The 18,479-nt window shown below is 65.6% G+C and carries 15 protein-coding genes and 1 pseudogene; 10 read left to right on the forward strand and 6 right to left on the reverse strand.

What is annotated here, in order from left to right; translation table 11 throughout:
• Positions 1-42 precede the first annotated feature (42 nt).
• Genes E4K64_RS04820 through E4K64_RS04835 form a run of 4 tightly spaced genes read left to right on the forward strand, consistent with a single transcriptional unit; the run spans position 43 to position 3,320 of the window.
• Positions 43-921, forward strand: coding sequence for a branched-chain amino acid ABC transporter permease (locus E4K64_RS04820; protein ID WP_135162409.1), 879 nt, complete (start codon positions 43-45; stop codon positions 919-921).
• Positions 921-1,904 carry a branched-chain amino acid ABC transporter permease gene (locus E4K64_RS04825; protein WP_126256423.1) on the forward strand — a complete coding sequence of 328 codons (984 nt, stop codon included), beginning with the start codon at positions 921-923 and terminating at the stop codon, positions 1,902-1,904. Before E4K64_RS04820 ends, E4K64_RS04825 begins: the two co-directional genes overlap by 1 nt.
• On the forward strand, positions 1,901-2,632 hold the full coding sequence (locus tag E4K64_RS04830; protein ID WP_028135253.1) for an ABC transporter ATP-binding protein: 732 nt from the start codon (positions 1,901-1,903) through the stop codon (positions 2,630-2,632). Before E4K64_RS04825 ends, E4K64_RS04830 begins: the two co-directional genes overlap by 4 nt.
• Complete coding sequence (locus E4K64_RS04835) at positions 2,616-3,320, forward strand: ABC transporter ATP-binding protein (protein ID WP_135162410.1); 705 nt, start codon at positions 2,616-2,618, stop codon at positions 3,318-3,320. The genes E4K64_RS04830 and E4K64_RS04835 overlap by 17 nt, the downstream gene beginning before the upstream one ends.
• Positions 3,321-3,690: 370 nt before the next feature.
• On the opposite strand, the pseudogene otnC reads toward E4K64_RS04835, so the two are convergent.
• Positions 3,691-4,374 (reverse strand): annotated as a pseudogene (gene otnC, locus E4K64_RS04840) (3-oxo-tetronate 4-phosphate decarboxylase); the annotation flags it as partial.
• On the opposite strand from otnC, the gene ltnD reads away from it, so the two are divergent.
• The 5 genes from ltnD (at position 4,373) to E4K64_RS04865 (ending at position 11,271) form a co-directional block, all read left to right on the forward strand.
• On the forward strand, positions 4,373-5,398 hold the full coding sequence (gene ltnD, locus E4K64_RS04845; RefSeq protein ID WP_283812311.1) for an L-threonate dehydrogenase: 1,026 nt from the start codon (positions 4,373-4,375) through the stop codon (positions 5,396-5,398). The pseudogene otnC and the gene ltnD sit on opposite strands and share 2 nt — an antisense overlap.
• A gap of 14 nt (positions 5,399-5,412) precedes the next feature.
• Entirely contained in the window at positions 5,413-6,195 is a 783-nt protein-coding gene (otnI, locus tag E4K64_RS04850; RefSeq protein WP_135162412.1) for a 2-oxo-tetronate isomerase, read from the forward strand.
• Entirely contained in the window at positions 6,192-7,481 is a 1,290-nt protein-coding gene (otnK, locus tag E4K64_RS04855) for a 3-oxo-tetronate kinase (RefSeq protein WP_135162413.1), read from the forward strand. Before otnI ends, otnK begins: the two co-directional genes overlap by 4 nt.
• Positions 7,482-7,652: 171 nt before the next feature.
• Positions 7,653-9,344, forward strand: a complete 1,692-nt coding sequence (locus E4K64_RS04860; protein ID WP_135162414.1) for a methyl-accepting chemotaxis protein — start codon at positions 7,653-7,655, stop codon at positions 9,342-9,344.
• 232 nt (positions 9,345-9,576) lie between these two features.
• On the forward strand, positions 9,577-11,271 hold the full coding sequence (locus tag E4K64_RS04865) for a methyl-accepting chemotaxis protein (RefSeq protein ID WP_135162415.1): 1,695 nt from the start codon (positions 9,577-9,579) through the stop codon (positions 11,269-11,271).
• 91 nt (positions 11,272-11,362) lie between these two features.
• Here E4K64_RS04865 and E4K64_RS04870 read toward each other — a convergent pair whose 3' ends face one another.
• Entirely contained in the window at positions 11,363-12,877 is a 1,515-nt protein-coding gene (locus E4K64_RS04870) for an acetyl-CoA acetyltransferase (RefSeq protein ID WP_135162416.1), read from the reverse strand.
• A 185-nt stretch (positions 12,878-13,062) separates the two neighbouring features.
• Positions 13,063-14,196, reverse strand: coding sequence for a nitronate monooxygenase (locus E4K64_RS04875; RefSeq protein ID WP_135162417.1), 1,134 nt, complete (start codon positions 14,194-14,196; stop codon positions 13,063-13,065).
• Positions 14,197-14,571: 375 nt separating this feature from the next.
• Between E4K64_RS04875 and yghU the strand changes: the two genes are divergently transcribed.
• Positions 14,572-15,453, forward strand: a complete 882-nt coding sequence (gene yghU / locus E4K64_RS04880) for a glutathione-dependent disulfide-bond oxidoreductase (protein WP_135162418.1) — start codon at positions 14,572-14,574, stop codon at positions 15,451-15,453.
• Positions 15,454-15,568: 115 nt separating this feature from the next.
• Here the strand turns inward: yghU and E4K64_RS04885 are convergent, their stop codons facing one another.
• From E4K64_RS04885 to E4K64_RS04895, 3 genes are all read right to left on the reverse strand, one after another.
• A complete protein-coding gene (locus E4K64_RS04885; RefSeq protein ID WP_128967436.1) occupies positions 15,569-16,846 on the reverse strand; it encodes an acyl-CoA dehydrogenase family protein in 1,278 nt (425 codons plus the stop codon).
• Positions 16,847-17,143: 297 nt separating this feature from the next.
• The gene (locus E4K64_RS04890) at positions 17,144-17,524 is read right to left on the reverse strand and encodes a VOC family protein (protein WP_135162419.1); all 381 of its coding nucleotides are present in this window, start codon (positions 17,522-17,524) and stop codon (positions 17,144-17,146) included.
• A gap of 131 nt (positions 17,525-17,655) precedes the next feature.
• Positions 17,656-18,435, reverse strand: coding sequence for an SDR family NAD(P)-dependent oxidoreductase (locus E4K64_RS04895; protein WP_135162420.1), 780 nt, complete (start codon positions 18,433-18,435; stop codon positions 17,656-17,658).
• Positions 18,436-18,479 lie beyond the last annotated feature (44 nt).

The following is an 18,479-nucleotide window of genomic DNA, read 5'->3' on the forward strand; positions in this document are numbered from 1 at the left end:
GTGCGCGCTGCTCGGGATGAGGATCTATTCGGGGGACGACTTTTGACAGCCCAAGCCATTATCCAAAGTCTTGCGAGCGGCCTGCTCATGGGGCTGCTCTACGGATTGATCGCGGTCGGCCTCGCGCTGATCTTCGGCCTGATGGACGTCACGAACTTCGCCCATGGCGAGTTTCTGATGATCGCGATGTATCTGTCCTTCTTCCTGTTCGCGTTCTTCGCCATCGACCCCTTGCTGTCCGCGCCACTGGTCGCTGCCGCGCTCTTCATCTTCGGAGCGGTGATCTACCTACTCATTGTGCGCTTCGCCATGCGGGCCAAGGCCAATGCCGGCATGGTGCAGATCTTCACCACCTTCGGTCTTGCCATCGTCATGCGCGGCCTTGCGCAATACTTCTTCACCCCTGATTATCGCAGCATTCCGCAGTCCTGGCTCGGCGGTAAGACCATCTCGATTGCCGGCATCTTCCTGCCGGAGCCGCAATTGGTCGGCGCGCTGGTCTCGATCGCAGCCTTCGCCGCCCTCTATTTCTTCATTCACCGCACCGATTTCGGTCGCGCACTGGAAGCCACCCGCGAAGATCCCGGCGCGGTCGCACTGGTCGGCATCGACAAGAACCGCGTGTTCGCGTTCGGCTGGGGCCTCGGCGCTGCGCTGGTCGGCCTCGCCGGCGCGATCATGGCGAGCTTCTTCTACATCTATCCTGACGTCGGCGCGTCCTTTGCCCTGATCGCCTATGTCACCGTGGCGCTCGGCGGCTTCGGCAGCGTGTTCGGCGCCTTTGCCGGCGGCATCATCGTCGGCCTCGTCGAAGCCACCACCGCCCTGGTGCTGCCGCCAGCGCTGAAGTCGGTCGGCATCTACGCGGTCTATCTGCTGGTCGTCTTCATCCGGCCGCGCGGCCTGTTCGGATCGATCTGATGGACAAGGATTTTGCAGCGCGGCGCCGCCGCGACCTCATCATCGCCGCGGCGCTCGCCGCCATCGCCGCGCTGACGCCATTGTTCGTGAAGGACGTCGTTGTCCAGAACATCCTGATCCTGACGCTGATGTATGCGGGTCTGTCGCAGAGCTGGAACATCCTGTCCGGCTATTGCGGCCAGATCTCGCTCGGGCACGCGCTGTATTTCGGTCTGGGTGCCTACACCACCGAGCTGCTGTTCACCAAGTTCGGCGTGCTGCCCTGGTTCGGCATGCTGGCGGGCGGCGTCGTGTCGGCGCTGATCGCGATGGGGCTCGGCTATCCCTTCTTCCGCCTGCGCGGCCATTACTTCGTGATCGCCACCATCGTCATCGCCGAGATCGGCTTGCTGCTGTTCCACAATTGGGAATGGGCCGGCGCCGCGATGGGCATCACCATTCCGATCCGCGGCGACAGCTGGCTGAAATTCCAGTTCCTGCGCACCAAGTTGCCGTATTTCTACTTCGCGCTCGCGCTGTGCTGCCTCGCCTGGTTCGTGACCTGGTGGCTGGAAAACTCCAAATGGGGATTCTGGTGGCGCGCGGTGAAGGACAATCCGGACGCGGCCGAGAGCCTTGGTGTCGACGTGTTCAATTCCAAGATGGGCGCGGCCGCGGTCTCCGCCTTCCTGGTTGCCGTCGGCGGCAGCTTCTACGCCCAGTTCGTCTCCTACATCGACCCTGAGAGCGTCATGGGCTTCCAGTTCTCGCTGCTGATGGCGCTGCCTGCCGTGCTCGGCGGCATCGGCACCCTGTGGGGGCCGGTGTTAGGGGCTGCCATCCTGATCCCGCTGACCGAGCTGACGCGCTTCAAGTTCGGCGGCTCGGGGCGCGGTGTCGACCTCATCGTCTACGGCACGCTGATCGTCCTGATCTCGCTGGCCCTGCCGCGGGGGCTGCTCAGCCTGTTTTCACGCCCGAAGAAGACGGGAGCCACGCGATGACCGCGCTCCTTGAAACCCGTGGCGTCTGGCAGCGTTTCGGCGGCCTCGTCGCCAACAGCGACGTCTCGATCTCGGTCGGACGCGGCGAGATCGTCGGCCTGATCGGCCCCAATGGCGCCGGCAAGTCGACGCTGTTCAATCTCATCGCCGGCGTGTTGCCGCCGACGCAAGGCTCGATTCTATTCGACGGCGAGGACGTCACCCACATGCCGGCAGCCGCGCGCTGCCAGCGCGGCATCGGGCGCACCTTCCAGGTGGTCAAGAGCTTCGAGACCATGACCGTCATCGACAACGTCATCGTCGGTGCGCTGGTGCGCAACACGGTCATGCGCGAGGCCCGCCGCAAGGCGCACGAGGTGCTGGAGTTCACCGGCCTTGCCGCGCGCGCCGACGTGCTGGCGAGCGACCTCGTGCCGGCCGAGAAGCGGCGCCTTGAAGTCGCCCGCGCGCTCGCGACCGAGCCGAAGCTGCTGCTGCTCGACGAAGTCCTCACCGGCCTCACGCCGACCGAGGCGCAGACCGGTGTCGCGCTGGTGCGCAAGGTGCGCGATGCCGGCATCACCGTCTTGATGGTGGAGCACGTCATGGAGATCGTGATGCCATTGGTCGACCGCGCCATCGTGCTCGACCTCGGCAAGGTGCTGGTCGAGGGCAAGCCATCGGACGTCGTCCGCGATCCCAAGGTGATCAAGGCATATCTGGGAGATCGTCATGCTGTCGGTGCGTGAAGTCACGACCGCCTATCAGGGCCTGGTCGCGATCTCCGCGGTCTCGATCGAGGTCCAGAAGGGCGAGATCGTCTGCGTCGCCGGTGCCAACGGTGCCGGCAAGTCGACGCTGCTGAAATCCATCGCCGGCGCCGAGCGCCCGCGCTCGGGCAGCGTGACGTTCGACGGCAAGCAGATCAACGGCATGGCGCAGCACCACATCACGGCGACCGGCATCGCCTATGTACCGGAGAACCGCCGGCTGTTTCCGCGTCTGTCCGTGCGCGACAATCTTCGTCTCGGCAGCTATCTCTACCGTGGCGAAGCCAACCGCGAAGAGCCGCTCGATCTCGTCTTCACGCTGTTTCCGCGTCTTCAGGAACGTTTGGAGCAGCGCGCCGAGACGCTGTCCGGCGGCGAGCAGCAAATGCTGGCCATCGGCCGCGCACTGATGACGCGCCCGCGGCTTCTGATGCTGGACGAGCCCTCCCAGGGCATCATGCCGAAGCTGGTGGACGAAATCTTCCAGGCCGTGAAACGCATCCGCGACGCCGGCATGACCGTGCTGATCGTCGAGCAGCGCATGGCCGAATGCCTCGAGATCGCCGACCGTGCCTACATCCTGCAAACCGGCCGCGTGCTGATGCAGGGCGCAGCAAGCGAGATCAAGGGCAATCCAGATGTACGAAAGGCGTATCTGGGGCTGTAGCGAGACTACAGCCGCAATCGCAGCCGTCATCCTGAGGTGCGCGCTCTTCGCGCGCCTCGAAGGATGGGCCGCGGGCGCCTGTAGCCCATCCTTCGAGGCTTCACCTTGCGATGCGTTGCATCGCAAGGCTCGCACCTCAGGATGACGGCGGAATGTGTGGCGCGCGAGCGAGCCAGGATCGTTATCGAGATCGCGTCTTCGATGTGGCGATCAGCATCTGTTCTACAATCCCTTCAAACTCGCTTTTGGCGATTGGGTCAGTGTATGGTTGTACCGATTTGTCCCACCAATGAAAGTGGCGTCCCGCCTCATCAAGAACTCGGGCCGCTGCTTCGATTTCGGCATCTGATGGCTTGGCTACACACTCTCGCTCATGTTCGCTGAGCTGAGGTAACTCTACCCCAAACACCTTCACCAGATCCGACACTTGCTCCGGTGACAAATACCGCGGGTTCATCCCGCGCAGCAGCAGGTACAGCTTCGCCGTCTCCTCCAGCTCCTCGGTCGCGAACACCGCGGCTTCCAGCGTGTCGCCCGCGACGACAGGTCCGTGATTGGCGAGCAGCACGGATGAGTATTTCCCCGCCAGTCCCTTGATCGCGTCGGCCACAGCCGGATCGCCCGGGCGGTAATAGGGCACGAGCGCGGTGGCGCCGCATTTCATCAGGTAATAGGCCGTCATCGGCGGCAGCGCGGCGCGCGGGTCGATCTCGGGCAGCATCGAAAGCGCGACCGAATGGGTGGAGTGCAGATGCACGATCGCACGCGCGCTGCCGCGCGTGTCGTAGAGCGCATTGTGCAGCGGAACTTCCTTGGTCGGCGCATCGCCAGAGACCAGCCGGCCCTGATCGTCCAGCCGCGACAGCCTTGCCGGATCGAGGAAGCCGAGCGAGGCGTTGGTCGGCGTCACCAGCCAGCCGCCGCCGTCCAGCCTGACGCTGATATTGCCCGAGGAGCCCGGCGTCAGCCCGCGCTCGAACAGGGACCGTCCGAAGCGGCAGATGTCCTCGCGCAGCCGCGTCTCGTTGCTGTTTTCAGTCCTCATGGCCGTCATGTCCGCTTGTCTCACGCTTTGGCAGCGCGGCCAAGCCGTGATATCGGTTCGCCGAGCCGCCGCAAAGGCCGGCCGTCCAGGAAACGTTCGCAAGGATCAGTTGCATATGTCCGCCTCCACGTCTCAGAATCAGCGCATCGCCGTGATCGGGCTCGGCTCGATGGGGTACGGCATGGCGACCTCGCTGAAGCGCGCCGGCCATGCGGTCACTGGCTGTGACGTCTCGGCTGACGCAGTGGCGCGCTTCATGACGGATGGCGGGGCGGGGGCAAAGACCCCGGCTGAGGCCGCCAAGGACGCCGACATCGTCGTCAGCGTCGTGGTCAATGCCGCGCAGACCGAGGCGATCCTGTTCGGCAAGGATGGAGCCGCCGAGACCATGCCGAAGGGCAGCGTGTTCGTCTCCTCGGCGACCATGGATCCCGACGTGGCGCGGCGCCTCGCCAAGCAGCTCGAGGCAACCGGCCGGCACTATCTGGATGCGCCGATCTCCGGGGGCGCGCAGCGCGCCGCGCAAGGCGAGCTGACGATTCTCGCCTCCGGCAGTCCGGCTTCCTTTGCAAAGGCACGGCCCGCACTCGATGCCATGGCCGCAAAGCTCTACGAGCTCGGCGATGCCGCCGGGCAGGGCGCTGCGTTCAAGATGATCAATCAGTTGCTCGCCGGCGTGCACATCGCCGCCGCCAGCGAAGCGATGGCCTTCGCGGCCAAGCAGGGCCTCGACATCCGCAAGGTCTATGAGGTGATCACGGCTTCGGCCGGCAATTCCTGGATGTTCGAAAACCGCATGCCGCATGTGCTCGACGGCGATTACACGCCGCGTAGCGCCGTCGAGATCTTCGTCAAGGATCTCGGCATCATCCAGGACATGGCGCGCAGTGCCCGCTTCCCGGTGCCGGTCTCCGCCGCGGCACTCCAGATGTTCCTGATGACATCAGCCGCCGGCATGGGCCGCGACGACGACGCGTCGGTGGCGCGGATGTATGCGCAGGTGACCGGCGTGAAGCTGCCCGGCGACAAGTAAGCAAGAGGACTCCGATGCCGCGTTTTGCCGCCAACCTCTCGATGATGTTCACCGAGGTGCCGTTCCTCGATCGTTTCGATGCCGCTGCGCAAGCCGGCTTCACCGCGGTCGAGTATCTCTTCCCGTACGAGCATCCCGCCGAGGCGGTTGGCGAGCGGCTCAAGCGCAACGGCCTGACCCAGGCGCTGTTCAATCTGCCGCCGGGCGACTGGAATGCCGGCGAGAAGGGCTTTGCGGCGCTGCCCTCGCGGTTCAACGATCTCAAGGCGAGCCTGGAGACGGCGCTGCCCTATGCCAAGGCGACCGGCGTCAAGCGCCTGCACCTGATGGCCGGAATCGCCAATCGCGGCGAACGCGTCGCGATCGAGGCCTTCTACAAATCGGTGGCATGGGCCGCGGAGTTCTTCGCCCCCCACGGCATCGACGTCGTGATCGAGCCGATCAATGCCCGCAACGTGCCGGGCTATTTCCTCAACGATTTCGGCTTCGCCCGCGACCTGATCCAGGAGCTGAGGCTTGCGAACCTCAAGCTCCAGTTCGACATCTATCACTGCCAGATCATTCATGGCGACGTCACCATGCGGCTGCGCGAGATGATGCCGATCATCGGCCACATCCAGATCGCCAGCATCCCCTCGCGCAACGAGCCCGACGGCGAGGAGCTGAATTATCCGTTCCTGTTCGCAGAGCTCGACCGCCTCGGCTATACCGGCTTCGTCGGCTGCGAGTACAATCCGCGCGGCAAGACCATTGACGGCCTTGCCTGGTTCAAGCCTTACGCCGGAGTGAAGCCGTGACACTTGCAGCAAAGATTTCTCTTGGCTGCATCGCCGACGATTACACCGGCGCCTCCGACCTCGCCAACACGCTGACGCGCGCGGGCCTGCGCACGGTGCAGACCATCGGTGTGCCCTCGGACGATCTCGCGCTGCCCGAGGTCGACGCCGTCGTGGTGTCGCTGAAGAGCCGCTCGATCGAGGCCGGCCTTGCCGTCTCGCGCTCGCGTGCGGCGGACAAATGGCTGCGCAGCCGCGGCGCGGGCCACGTGCTGTTCAAGATCTGCTCGACTTTCGATTCCACGGACGCCGGCAATATCGGCCCGGTGATGGACGCGTTGCGTGCCGATAGCGGCGAAGGTGCCGTTCTGGTGACGCCGGCGTTCCCGGAGACCGGCCGCACCGTCTACCAGGGCAATCTCTTTGTCGGCGCCGTGCCGCTCAACGAGAGCCCGCTGAAGGATCATCCGCTCAACCCGATGCATGATTCCAATCTGGTGCGCGTGCTGGCGCGTCAGAGCAGGACGCAGATCGGCCTCGTCGACCTCGCCACCGTCACGCGCGGCGCGGATGCCGTGCGGGCGCGGCTGGCCGAACTCGCCGGCAAGGGTATCGGCGCTGCCATCATCGACGCCGTGTTCGACCGCGACCTCGAAACCATCGGCCTCGTGGCCGGCGAACATCGCCTGTCGGTCGGGGCCTCCGGCATCGGCCTTGGGCTCGCGCGCGCGCTGGTGTCGACGGGCAAGGTCAAGCCCGGTGCCGCGAGCAGCGAGTCCCCAGCTGCCGTCGGCGGGCCGGCGGCGTGTCTTGCCGGAAGCTGCTCGCAGGCAACGCTTCAGCAGATCGCGAATGCCGAACGCATCATGCCGGTGCTCCATCTCGACCAGGACCGTATTATTACGGGAGCAAAAGAAGCCGAACGCGCGCTCGACTGGGCGAGGCCGCGACTTGCCGACGGCCCGGTGCTGATCGCCTCGAGCGCGAAGCCCGAAGACGTCGCCGCATTGCAAGCCCGCCACGGGCGCGATGCCGCGGGCCATGCCATCGAGCAGGCCATGGCCGATATCGCGGAAAACCTCGTGAAAGCAGGGGTCCGGCGGCTCATCGTCGCCGGCGGCGAGACGTCCGGCGCGGTCGTCGACCGCCTCGAAATCCCGGGCTTCCTCGTCGGCGCGGAGATCGCCGCGGGCGTCCCGGTGCTGCGTGCCGTTGGCGCCGAAGCAGGCGAGATGCTGCTCGCTTTGAAGTCCGGAAACTTCGGCGGCCCGGAGTTTTTCGCGGATGCGCTTAGGCTCATGCGCTGAGCGCTGGGCGTTCTTAGGCGCCTGTTCATTTCTTTCGACTTCCGTGCTTGCGCGGAGTCGCACTTAACATCTTTCGCAGACGGTCTGCTGTCTGATGTCGGCGCTGCTCCCCTTTGGTTGATTCCTTAGAGTTCCCGACGCGCGCCCGCGCCAGCACAACGAGACCCGATTATGTTTGCCAAGCTTTCCATCCGCGCCAAGATCATCAGTGTCGTGGCGTTCCTGCTGGTCGCGATGACCGGCATGGGCCTGCTCGCCGTCACGAAGATGCGGACGATGAACGCCAACACTCTCGACATCACCACCAACTGGATGCCGAGCGTCAAGGCGATCGGCGACCTGCGGGCCGCAGTCATCACGTATCGGAACGTGGTGCGCCAGCACATGCTGGCCGAAGCTTTGGACGACAAGCTCGCGGTGGAGAAGACCGCCGCCACCGTGACCGACGCGCTCGCCAAGACGCGCAGCAAGTATGAGGCCATGATCAGCTCCCCGGAAGAGCGGGCGCTCTACAGCCAGTGGTCCAAGCTCTGGGACGATTACAAGAAAGGCACCGAGGAGGTGATGGCCTTGTCGCGCAGGGAGGCCGGCAAGATCCCGCGCGAGGCGCAGGAGCTCAACTCCAAGACGGTCAACAAGATCGGGCTTCAGGCGGATGAGGTCCTGAACAAGGACATCGAGCTCAACACCAGGGGTGGCGAACAGGCCGCTCAGGATGCCGCCGACAGCTATTCCTCTGCCTTCATGCTGGTTTCGGTCATTCTCGGCGCCGCCGTCCTGATCGGCATCGGTCTCAGCTTCTATCTGGTCCGCGATGTCTCGAGCGGCATCAATTCGATCACACAGCCGATGCAGGCGCTGGGCCGGGGCGACCTTTCGGCCGAGGTGCCGCATCGCGGCGAGAAGACGGAGATCGGCGCGATGGCCGACGTGCTCCAGATCTTCAAGGAGGCGTTGATCGCCAAGAAGGCCGCGGACGAGGCTGCGGCCGCGGATGCCGAGGCCAAGATCGAGCGCGGCCGCCGCGTCGACGACATCACCCGCGAATTCGAAGCCATGATCGGCGAGATCGTCCAGACCGTGTCGTCGGCTTCGACCCAGCTCGAGGCCTCCGCCTCGACGCTGACGTCGACTGCCGACCGCTCTCAGAGACTGGCGACGACGGTGGCTGGAGCTTCGGAAGAAGCCTCGACCAACGTGCAATCGGTGGCCTCGGCCACCGAGGAGATGGCCTCGTCGGTCGGCGAGATCAGCCGTCAGGTGCAGGAATCGGCGCGGATGGCGGGCGATGCCGTCGGCCAGGCGCGCGCCACCACCGAGCGCGTCAGCGAGCTGTCGAAGGCCGCCGCCCGGATCGGCGACGTCGTCGAGCTGATCAACACCATCGCGGGCCAGACCAATCTGCTCGCGCTGAACGCCACAATCGAGGCGGCGCGAGCGGGCGAAGCCGGCCGCGGTTTCGCGGTGGTGGCCTCCGAGGTGAAGGCACTCGCCGAGCAGACCGCGAAGGCGACCGGCGAGATCGGCCAGCAGATCTCCGGCATCCAGGCGGCGACCAACGATTCCGTCGGCGCCATCAAGGAGATCTCCTCGACCATCGAGCGCCTCTCGGAGATCTCCTCGGCGATCGCGGCCGCGGTGGAAGAGCAGGGCGCGGCGACGCAGGAGATCGCCCGCAATGTGCAGCAGGCCGCGCAGGGCACCCAGCAGGTCTCCTCCAACATCACCGACGTGCAGCGCGGCGCGACCGAGACCGGAACGGCATCGTCGCAGGTGCTGTCGGCGGCGCAAATGCTGTCAAACGACTCGGGCCGGCTGAAGAACGAGGTCAGCAAGTTCCTGACCAACGTCCGCGCGGCGTAAAGTCTTTGTCCGATCGAGCGACGAGCGGCGCCACGTAGCACCGCTCGTTTCGTCTTGCCGGTAGCATGATGTCGCTCGCAGTAGAGCACTTCTGAGATTGTCCGTAGTGTTACGGGCGCGACGCTTCATCGATGGTTAAATCGGATTTACGATAGTTGGCAGAGGGCCGGCTCATGCCGGGCGCGTCCCGATTCGAATGACTTTTACTGAATCCGGTCTTTGGGGAGCCCCGATGCGCAAGAATTTTCCGGTCACTGCGGTCGAATATCCCGTCAGTGACGAGACGCTGATCGTTTCGCGGACCGATCTCAAGGGCAAGCTCACCTACTTCAACGAGGACTTCATTGCCGCCGCCGGCTTCGCGTCGGCGGAACTCATGGGCCAGCCGCACAACATCGTTCGTCATCCCGACATGCCGCCGGAGGCGTTCGACAACCTCTGGGACACGCTGAAGGCCGGCAAACCCTGGCTCGGCGCGGTGAAGAACCGCCGCAAGAACGGCGACTTCTACTGGGTGCTGGCGACGGCCTCTGCGATCCGCGAAAACGGCAAGGTCACGGGCTATACGTCGATCCGCACAAGACTGCCGGCCGACCAGCGCAAGCTCGCCGAAGAGGTCTATTCTGCGATCCGCGAGAAGAAGCCGCATGGCTATCGCATTGACGCCGGCATCATCCGCCGCCGCTCGTGGCTGGACAGCTTCAGCGTCTTCACGGGGACGCTGAAGGCGCGCCTCGTCACGACGATGGCACTCCAGGCGCTGTTCATGCTTGCGCTCGGCATCGGCGGCGCGCTCGCCGCCGGCGGTTCGGCCAGCCTGATTCTGGCGGCGCTGGCCGTCGTCGGCGTCGCCATCGTCGGTTTCGCCGGCGTCACGACCATGCGCGCGATCCGGAGGCCGATGCAGCAACTCAACGATACTTTGCTGAACCTCGTCCAGGACAAGCTCGACAACCGCATCGTGATCGAGCGCGACGACGAGATCGGCGAAGCGCTGCGCAACCTCCAGACGGTGCAGACCATCATCCGCTTCAGCCGCGACGATGTGCAGGCGGTTCAGCGCCGTGCCGAGATGCAGCGCAAATCCGACATGACCACACTCGCAAACGGCTTCGAGGCCGCTATCGGCGAAATCGTCGAGACGGTGTCGTCGGCCGCAACCGAGCTCGAGGCTTCGGCCTCGACGCTGTCCTCGACCGCGGGTCGGGCGCAGGAATTGGCGACGGCGGTCGCAACCGGCTCGGAAGCAGCCTCCACCAATGTCCACTCGGTGGCGTCGGCCGCCGAAGAGATGTCGTCCTCGGTGCGCGAGATCGGCCGCCAGGTGCAGGACTCCTCCCGGATCGCGAGCGAAGCGGTCAGCCAGGCCCATGCCACGACCGAGCGCGTCAGCGAATTGTCGCGCGCCGCATCGCGGATCGGCGACGTCGTCGAGCTCATCAATGCGATCGCCGGCCAGACCAATCTGCTGGCGCTCAATGCCACGATCGAGGCGGCACGGGCGGGTGAGGCCGGACGCGGCTTCGCTGTGGTGGCCTCCGAGGTCAAGGCGCTCGCCGAGCAGACGGCCAAGGCCACCGGCGAGATCGGCCAGCAGGTCGGCGGCATTCAGGCGGCGACCCAGGATTCGGTCAGCGCCATCGGCGACATCAGCGGCACCATCGCGCGTCTGTCGGAGATCGCTTCCGCGATTGCGGCAGCCGTGGAGCAGCAGGGCGCAGCAACCCGGGAGATCGCCCGCAACGTTCAGCAGGCCGCCCAAGGCACCCATCAGGTCTCGTCGAATGTCGGCGACGTCCAGCGCGGTGCCTCCGAAACCGGCTCGGCGTCTTCGCAGGTGCTGTCGGCGGCGCAAATGCTGTCGCGCGATTCCAACCGTCTCAAGCTCGAGGTCGGCAAGTTCCTGAGCTCCGTCCGCGCCGCCTGAGGCGGATGGCGCAGGGGGCTGAGATCGGTGCCCCGGACGCAGCGCCTCACTCCCGGCGATGCGCAGCATCGTCCGGTGTGATGCGCCGCAGCTACGCCACCCGCCACTCCGGCACCCCGTCGGCAGCCACCGCGATCTCGCCGAGCGAGCCGACCGGCGTGCGATCCATGTTGAGCAGGTGCGCCAGCGTCGCGCTGTCGCGCGCCGGGATCCGCGCCAGCGTTCGCCGGTCGTGCTCGGTGCGCAGCATCACGACGCCGTGCTCGACCTCGCCGCTACGGCCATAGAGCACCGTGAAACTCTCCACCTTGCCTTTGCCCGAGGCCTCGTCGACGAACTCCGGCACCGCGCGCTTGTTGCGATCGGCCTCGCCTTGCACGCTGGTCTCCTGCGCCAGCGCCGCGTGCGGCGGCGCCTTCGCGACCACCAGCGCGTGATGCTTGGTGACGAAGCCGCCCTGGCCATAGAGCAGGCCGAGCCTGGCGCCGTCGCGCAGCCGCCGCACCATCGCGCAGGCCGCATGCGTCATGTAGGTGTTGAGCGGCGCGCCGAAGAAGGTGAGCCCGCCGGTCACGGTCGGCTGCACGTCGGCGGAAAGCCCGAGCGTCCGCCGCGCCATCTTGGGCACGCAAGGGAAGCAGCTGTAGAGCTCGATCGCGTCGAACGTCTTGCCGTCGCCGCCGGCAAGGTCCATCACGGCTTGCAGCACCGCGTTCTGCGGATGGCTTTCGTAGAACTGGTCGCGCAACAGATAATCGCGCGGTTCCTCCGCCGAGGCGCCGCCGAGCGGATAGACCAGTCGGTCCTCCGCGATCCCGGCCGCACGGGCCTTGGCAAGGCTGGTGAGCAGCAGCGCGCCGCCCATGTTGACGCTGGGATTGGCGACCATCAGCTTGTTGTAGGGCCAGGCGATCAGGCGATTGTCCGCGGTCGGTGTCGTGATCTCCTCCGGCGCATAGCGCCGCTTCAGCCAGGCATTGGGATTTTGCGCGGCGGCTTCCGAGTAGCGCGACCACAGCACGCCGGACTCGGCCATCGCCTCGCGCGGCGTCTGGCCCCAATGTGCGGAGGAGGCGGCCTCGTAGAACGGATAGACCGTAACGGGTCGGAATACGCCGAGCTTCACCGCCAGCGGCTTCTGGAACGCCGCGCCGCGCTTGGGCTCCTCGACGTCATGGGCGAACGGGGTCCATGGCAGCTTGACGCCGGCACGTTCCGCCTTGGTCGCGGTCGACTGCGCTTCCGCGCCGCAGACCGCGGCGACCGTGCACTCGCCGCGCGCGATGCGCTTGGCGGCTTCGTGGATGTAGCGGATCGGGCTCTCGCCGCCGACCGGGCCGTAATAGCAATGCGCGGGCGTGACGCCGAGGCGCTGCGCCAACAGCTGCTCGGGATCGCGATAGCGCCAGCTCAGGAAGTTGACGACATCGAGCGACTGCACCTCGCCAAGCAGTTTTGCACCGGCGTCCGCCTCCGCGCGCCGCAGCGCCTGTTCGAGCAGATCGAGCGGTTCGAGGCCGTCGCTGATCTCCTTCGGGCGATCGACGATCTCGCCGACGCCGACGATGACGGGGATGCGGTCTTCGGGGACAGAGGAATTGGACATCTTTTCTTGCTTCGCGTTTTAGATTTCGGGCACGCCGTCGTCCTTCGAGGCCTTCGCTGCGCTACGGCACCTCAGGATGACGGCTACGGGGACAGCGTCATCCTGAGGCGCGAGGCCGGCGGCGCAACGCGCCGTCGGGCGAGCCTCGAAGGATGGGCCGCGGACATCACTCCGGCCACGCGCCGTCACTCCGCCACCAGCGCATTCATGTGCTCGACGGCTTCGGCGAAGTCTTCCTTGAACTCCTGCACCACGGCGCCGGCGGACTTTACGCTGTCGATCAGGCCGACGCCCTGGCCGACGAAATAGCTGACGAGATCGCGCGCCCGCGCGTTGCCGCCTGCCGCCGCGCGGTCGATCGAGTTGAAGGCGTCGCGGCTGATGATGCTTTGCAGCGGCATCGGCAGTGCGCCCGGGTTGTCCGGCGCGCGGTCCCAGGCGTCGGTCCAGACCGAGCGGAGCTGCCGCGCCGGCTTGCCGGTGCGGCCCTTGGAGCGCACGGCGTCGCGCGAGGACGCCGCGATCATCTTCTCGCGGAATATCTCGCTGGTCTCGGACTCGACGGTCGCCAGCCACACCGAGCCGGTCCAGGCGCCGGCCGCGCCCATCGCCATGCAGGCCGCCATCTGCCGGCCCGTCATGATGCCGCCGGCCGCCAGCACCGGCACGTCGCGGATTTTCCTGATCGCCTTGATCACCTCGGGCACCAGCACCATGGTCGAGACCTCGCCGCAATGGCCGCCGGCCTCGGTGCCCTGCACCACGAGAATGTCGACGCCGGCCGCGACCTGGCGCAGCGCATGCTCCTTGGCGCCGACGAGCGCTGCGACCGGCACCCCGTGTGTCTTGCCCATCTCGATCATCGCCTTGGGCGGCACGCCCAGCGCGTTGGCGATCAGGCGGATCGGATGATTGAAGGAGACCTCGAGCAGCTGCAGCGCGGTTTTTCCGTCGAACGGCTGCGGTTGATCGGCTGCCACCTCCGTGGTCGTGAGCTCGATGTCGTATTTCTTCAGCAGATCGCGCGTGTAGTTGCGATGCTCCTGCGGCACGCGCGCCTCCAGGCTCTTCCAGGTGACGTCCTTCTCGCCCGCGGTCGAGATGTTCTCGGGGATCAGCACGTCGATGCCGTAGGGCTTGCCGTCGATGTGATCGTCGATCCATTTCAGCTCGCGTTCGAGCGTATCGGGGGTGTGCACGGTGGCACCCAGCACGCCGAAGCCGCCGGCGCGGCTGACGGCGGCGACGACATCGCGGCAATGGCTGAAGGCCAGCAGCGGGAACTCGATTCCCAGCATGTCGCAGATCGGCGATTTCATGGCTCTCTCCCGGCGGCCTTCGCGTTTTCGTTGTTTTCGCTGGCAAAGCAAAGTGACGCGAGCCGATCGATGACATGCCGGATTCGGCGAGGCATCTTGTGTGTAGACGTCGCGCTCGTCCCACAGGCCGCTGCGTCCCGAATGACGCCGGTCATTCCGGGGCCCGCGTCAGCGAGAACCCGGAATCCATTTTTCGGAGCATTCCTGGCGGCGCGATGGATTCCAGGCTCGCCCTGCGGGCGCCCCGGAATGACGGGGCGGGAGCCTGCCATGACGAAACGTGAAGTTGCCCGGTTCGGGAATGCATTCGGCGCCCTTGTCATTCGGCGTTCGCGGTCTAATTAATGCAGACGCATCTTTCCGCCGGAGCCCCGCATGACCGACGCCCCTGCCTACGTGCCGCCCAAAGTCTGGACCTGGAACAAGGAGAATGGCGGGCAGTTCGCCAGCATCAACCGCCCGATCGCCGGCCCAACTCACGACAAGGAGCTGCCGGTCGGCAAGCATCCGCTTCAGCTCTATTCGCTGGCCACCCCGAACGGGGTCAAGGTCACGGTGATGCTGGAGGAGCTTTTGGCGCTCGGCCACAAGGGCGCCGAATACGACGCCTGGCTGATCAGGATCGGCAATGGCGACCAGTTCGGCAGCGGTTTTGTCGACATCAACCCGAACTCGAAGATCCCCGCCCTGATGGACCGCTCGGGTCCGGAGCCGATCCGGGTGTTCGAGTCCGGCTCGATCCTGTTCTATCTCGCCGAGAAGTTCGGCGCCTTCCTGCCCAAGGACATCAAGACCCGCACCGAGGCGATGTCCTGGCTGTTCTGGCAGATGGGCAGCGCGCCCTATCTCGGCGGCGGCTTCGGCCATTTCTACGCCTACGCGCCGTTCAAGATCGAATACGCCATCGATCGTTTCGCGATGGAGACCAAGCGCCAGCTCGACGTGCTCGATCGGCGCCTTGCCGACAACGAATATCTCGCGGGCAAGGAATACACCATCGCCGACATGGCGGTGTGGCCCTGGTACGGTGCGCTCGCCAAGGGGCTGGTCTATGGCGCCGGCGAATTCCTGTCGGTGCAGGACTACAAGAACGTGCAGCGCTGGACCGACCAGATCGCCCAGCGTCCCGCCGTGAAGCGCGGCCGCATGGTCAACCGCGTCTCGGGCGACCCCGCCAGCCAGCTCCACGAGCGCCACGACGCCAGCGATTTCGAGACCAAGACCCAGGACAAGATCGAGGCCGCGACGACTGCGTAACGTCGCTCGCGGATGTGGGTCGGGTGGGCAAAGCGACTTGTCCGCCGTAGCTCGAAGAGCGAAGGCGGAAGCGTGCCCACCACCCCTCGCGTTGGCCGCGACGGCATCTCGTCGATCACGCCATGCTCAGCTCGTGGCGTCCCACCACCATCCAATGCACCTCGTCCGGACCGTCCGCAAAGCGCAGGTGCCGCACGTCTTGATACATCTCCGCGAGCGGGGTCCAGTGCGAGATGCCGGTGGCGCCGTGCATCTGGATCGCCTGGTCGATGATCTTGCAGGCGCGCTCCGGCACCATGGCCTTGACCATGGAGACCCAGACGCGGGCCTCCTTGTTGCCGAGCACGTCCATCGCCTTGGCGGCCTTCAGCACCATCAGCCGCATCGCCTCGATCTCGCAGCGCGCCTGGGCGATGATCTGCATGTTGCCGCCGAGATGGGCGATCTTCTTGCCGAAGGCCTCGCGGGTGAGGCCGCGCTGCACCATCAGATCGAGCGCCTTCTCGGCCTTGCCGATGGTGCGCATGCAGTGATGGATGCGGCCGGGGCCGAGACGGAGCTGCGAGATCTCGAAGCCGCGGCCTTCGCCGAGCAGCATGTTCTCCTTCGGGACGCGCACATTGTTGAAGCGCATGTGCATGTGGCCGCGCGGGGCGTGGTCCTGCCCAAACACGTACATCGGGCCGAGCACCTCGACGCCGGGCGTGTCGCGCGGCACCAGGATCTGCGACTGCTGCTTGCTCGGCGCCGCATCCGGATTGGTCTTCACCATCACGATGAGGATCTTGCAGCGGGGGTCGCCGAGACCCGAGATGTAGTATTTCTCGCCGTTGATGACCCATTCGTCGCCGACCAGCTTCGCGGTCGTCGAGATGTTCTTGGCGTCGGAGGAGGCGACGTTCGGCTCGGTCATGACATAGGCCGAACGGATCTCGCCGTTGAGCAGCGGCTTCAGCCACTTCTCCTTCTGCTCCTTGGTGCCGACGCGCTCCAGCACCTCCATGTTGCCGGTGTCGGGCGCCGAGCAGTTCATTGTCTCGGACGCCAGCGGGCTCTTGCCGAGCTCGGCCGCGATATAGGCATAGTCGAGGTTCTTCAGGCCCTGGCCGGTCTCGTCATCGGGCAGGAAGAAGTTCCAGAGGCCTTCCTGCTTGGCCTTGTTCTTGGCCTTCTCCAGCACCTCGAGCTGCTTCGGCGTGAAGCTCCAGCGATCTTCCTTGCCTTCGCCGGCCTTGGCGAACTCGATCGACATCGGCTCGACGGTGTCGCGGATGAATTTCTTGACATGATCGTAGAGCGGCCGGACCTGCTCCGACATCCGCAAGTCGTTGAGCTCGTCGCCGGGATTGAGGGTGTAGTTGGTGGTGCGGGGAATGTAGGTGTGTTTTGTCATTGTTCCTCCCGGGGACGCTGAGATTGTTCTGAGCGCGAGAATAGTCGCGGCGCGGCCAAAGTGCGAGCGCGCATTTTTTCGCGCCGAGCTGTGCCACGCGATGGAATATCGCGAGGGCGTTTGAAATGTTGTTTGAATGGAGGTGCGGGTAGGCGGCAGGTGCGCGCCTCACTCTCCGCGGTCATCGCCCGGCGAAGACCGGGCGATCCAGTATTCCAGAGACCGTAGTGATTGAGCCGAGAGATCGCGGCGTACTGGATTCCCCGCTTTCGCGGGGAACGACAGCGGCGCGCGGACTCAGCTCGGCATCCGGTGCATCGCGCAGATCTTGTTGCCGTCGAGATCGCGCAAGTAAGCGAGATAGAGCTTGCCGCCGGGGCCCTGGCGCACGCCGGGTGGATCCTCGATCGAGATCCCGCCGGCTGCGACGCCTGCCGCGTGCCATTTGTCGACCTGCTCTGGCGAATTGGCGGCGAACCCGATCGTGCCGCCGTTCGCACAGGTTGCCGGCTCGCCGTTGATCGGCTTCGACACCGAGAACACGCCGGTCTTGGTGATGTAGAAGATGCGGTGGCCGTCGACCCTGGCCGGCCGGACCTCGAGCGTGCTTAGCAGATTGTCGTAGAACGTCTTGGCCTTGTCGAGATCGTTGGTGCCGATCATGACGTGTGAGAACATGTGCCCATTCCCTTCTGCGCTTTCGAAATCAGATGCCGTAGGGTGGGCAAAGCGCAGCGTGCCCACCATGGCATCCGGAAATGCTCATGGTGGGCACGGCGCAAACGCGACTTTGCCCACCCTGCGAAATCTCAAAACGCCGTGTAGCCGCCGTCGATCACGAACGTATCGGCTGTGTGATACGACGACGCCTTGCTCATCAGATACACTGCGATGCCGCCGAAATCGCTCGCCTCGCCGAAGCGGCGCTGCGGAATGCGGGGCATCACGTTGGCGACGAACTTCTCGTTGGCCATGAGGCCGGATGTCATGTCGCTCTTGATCCAGCCGGGCAGGATCGCGTTCGCCGTGACGCCGTGGCGGGCGAGCTCGACGCCGAGCGCGCGCACCAGCGCGTTGATCGCGGCCTTGGTCGCGGCGTAATGCTCGTTGCGCGCGGTGCCGAAGATCGAAGCGAGACTCGAGGTCGCAACCAGCCGGCCGAAGGCATCGCCGGCATTGGCGCGCTCGGTCATGTGCCTGGCCGCGGCCTGGAAGGCGTGGAACACGCCGTCGAGATTGGTCGCGAACATCGTGCGCCATTCCTCCTCGGTGCGCTCGATGAAGGAACGCCGGCCGCCGCCGCCGATGCCGGCATTGGCGAAGCAGCCGTCGACGCGGCCAAAAATGTCGAGCGTCGCCTTCATCGCGGCATCGACCGAGGCCGCGTCGGTGACGTCGCAAACGCGGGTGTCGACCTTGCCGGGGAGCCCGGCCATGCTCGCGGCAGCAACCTTGTTCTTGTCGGGATTGCGGCCCCAGATCGAGACGTTGCAGCCCTGGGCCGCGAGCGCCTGCGCGATGCCGAGGCCGATGCCGCCATTGCCGCCGGTGATCACGGCGACGCGGCCGGTGAGGTCGAAAATAGACATGGCGCGTTTCCTGTTTTTCGTACGCGGCCTACCAGCCGCTGCGC

The sequence above is a fragment of the Bradyrhizobium frederickii genome (genome assembly GCF_004570865.1).
In the GTDB taxonomy this organism is placed as follows: Bacteria; Pseudomonadota; Alphaproteobacteria; order Rhizobiales; family Xanthobacteraceae; genus Bradyrhizobium; species Bradyrhizobium frederickii.

Excerpts from the sequence above, each read along its gene's own strand:
- E4K64_RS04830 (WP_028135253.1), top strand. The coding sequence starts at position 1,901 with ATGACCGCGCTCCTTGAAACCCGTGGCGTCTGGCAGCGTTTCGGCGGC.
- E4K64_RS04895 (WP_135162420.1), bottom strand. The coding sequence starts at position 18,435 with ATGTCTATTTTCGACCTCACCGGCCGCGTCGCCGTGATCACCGGCGGC.
- yghU (WP_135162418.1), top strand. The coding sequence starts at position 14,572 with ATGACCGACGCCCCTGCCTACGTGCCGCCCAAAGTCTGGACCTGGAAC.
- E4K64_RS04865 (WP_135162415.1), top strand. The coding sequence starts at position 9,577 with ATGCGCAAGAATTTTCCGGTCACTGCGGTCGAATATCCCGTCAGTGAC.
- E4K64_RS04885 (WP_128967436.1), bottom strand. The coding sequence starts at position 16,846 with ATGACAAAACACACCTACATTCCCCGCACCACCAACTACACCCTCAAT.
- E4K64_RS04870 (WP_135162416.1), bottom strand. The coding sequence starts at position 12,877 with ATGTCCAATTCCTCTGTCCCCGAAGACCGCATCCCCGTCATCGTCGGC.
- E4K64_RS04890 (WP_135162419.1), bottom strand. The coding sequence starts at position 17,524 with ATGTTCTCACACGTCATGATCGGCACCAACGATCTCGACAAGGCCAAG.
- E4K64_RS04875 (WP_135162417.1), bottom strand. The coding sequence starts at position 14,196 with ATGAAATCGCCGATCTGCGACATGCTGGGAATCGAGTTCCCGCTGCTG.
- ltnD (WP_283812311.1), top strand. The coding sequence starts at position 4,373 with ATGTCCGCTTGTCTCACGCTTTGGCAGCGCGGCCAAGCCGTGATATCG.
- otnI (WP_135162412.1), top strand. The coding sequence starts at position 5,413 with ATGCCGCGTTTTGCCGCCAACCTCTCGATGATGTTCACCGAGGTGCCG.
- E4K64_RS04835 (WP_135162410.1), top strand. The coding sequence starts at position 2,616 with ATGCTGTCGGTGCGTGAAGTCACGACCGCCTATCAGGGCCTGGTCGCG.
- E4K64_RS04825 (WP_126256423.1), top strand. The coding sequence starts at position 921 with ATGGACAAGGATTTTGCAGCGCGGCGCCGCCGCGACCTCATCATCGCC.
- E4K64_RS04860 (WP_135162414.1), top strand. The coding sequence starts at position 7,653 with ATGTTTGCCAAGCTTTCCATCCGCGCCAAGATCATCAGTGTCGTGGCG.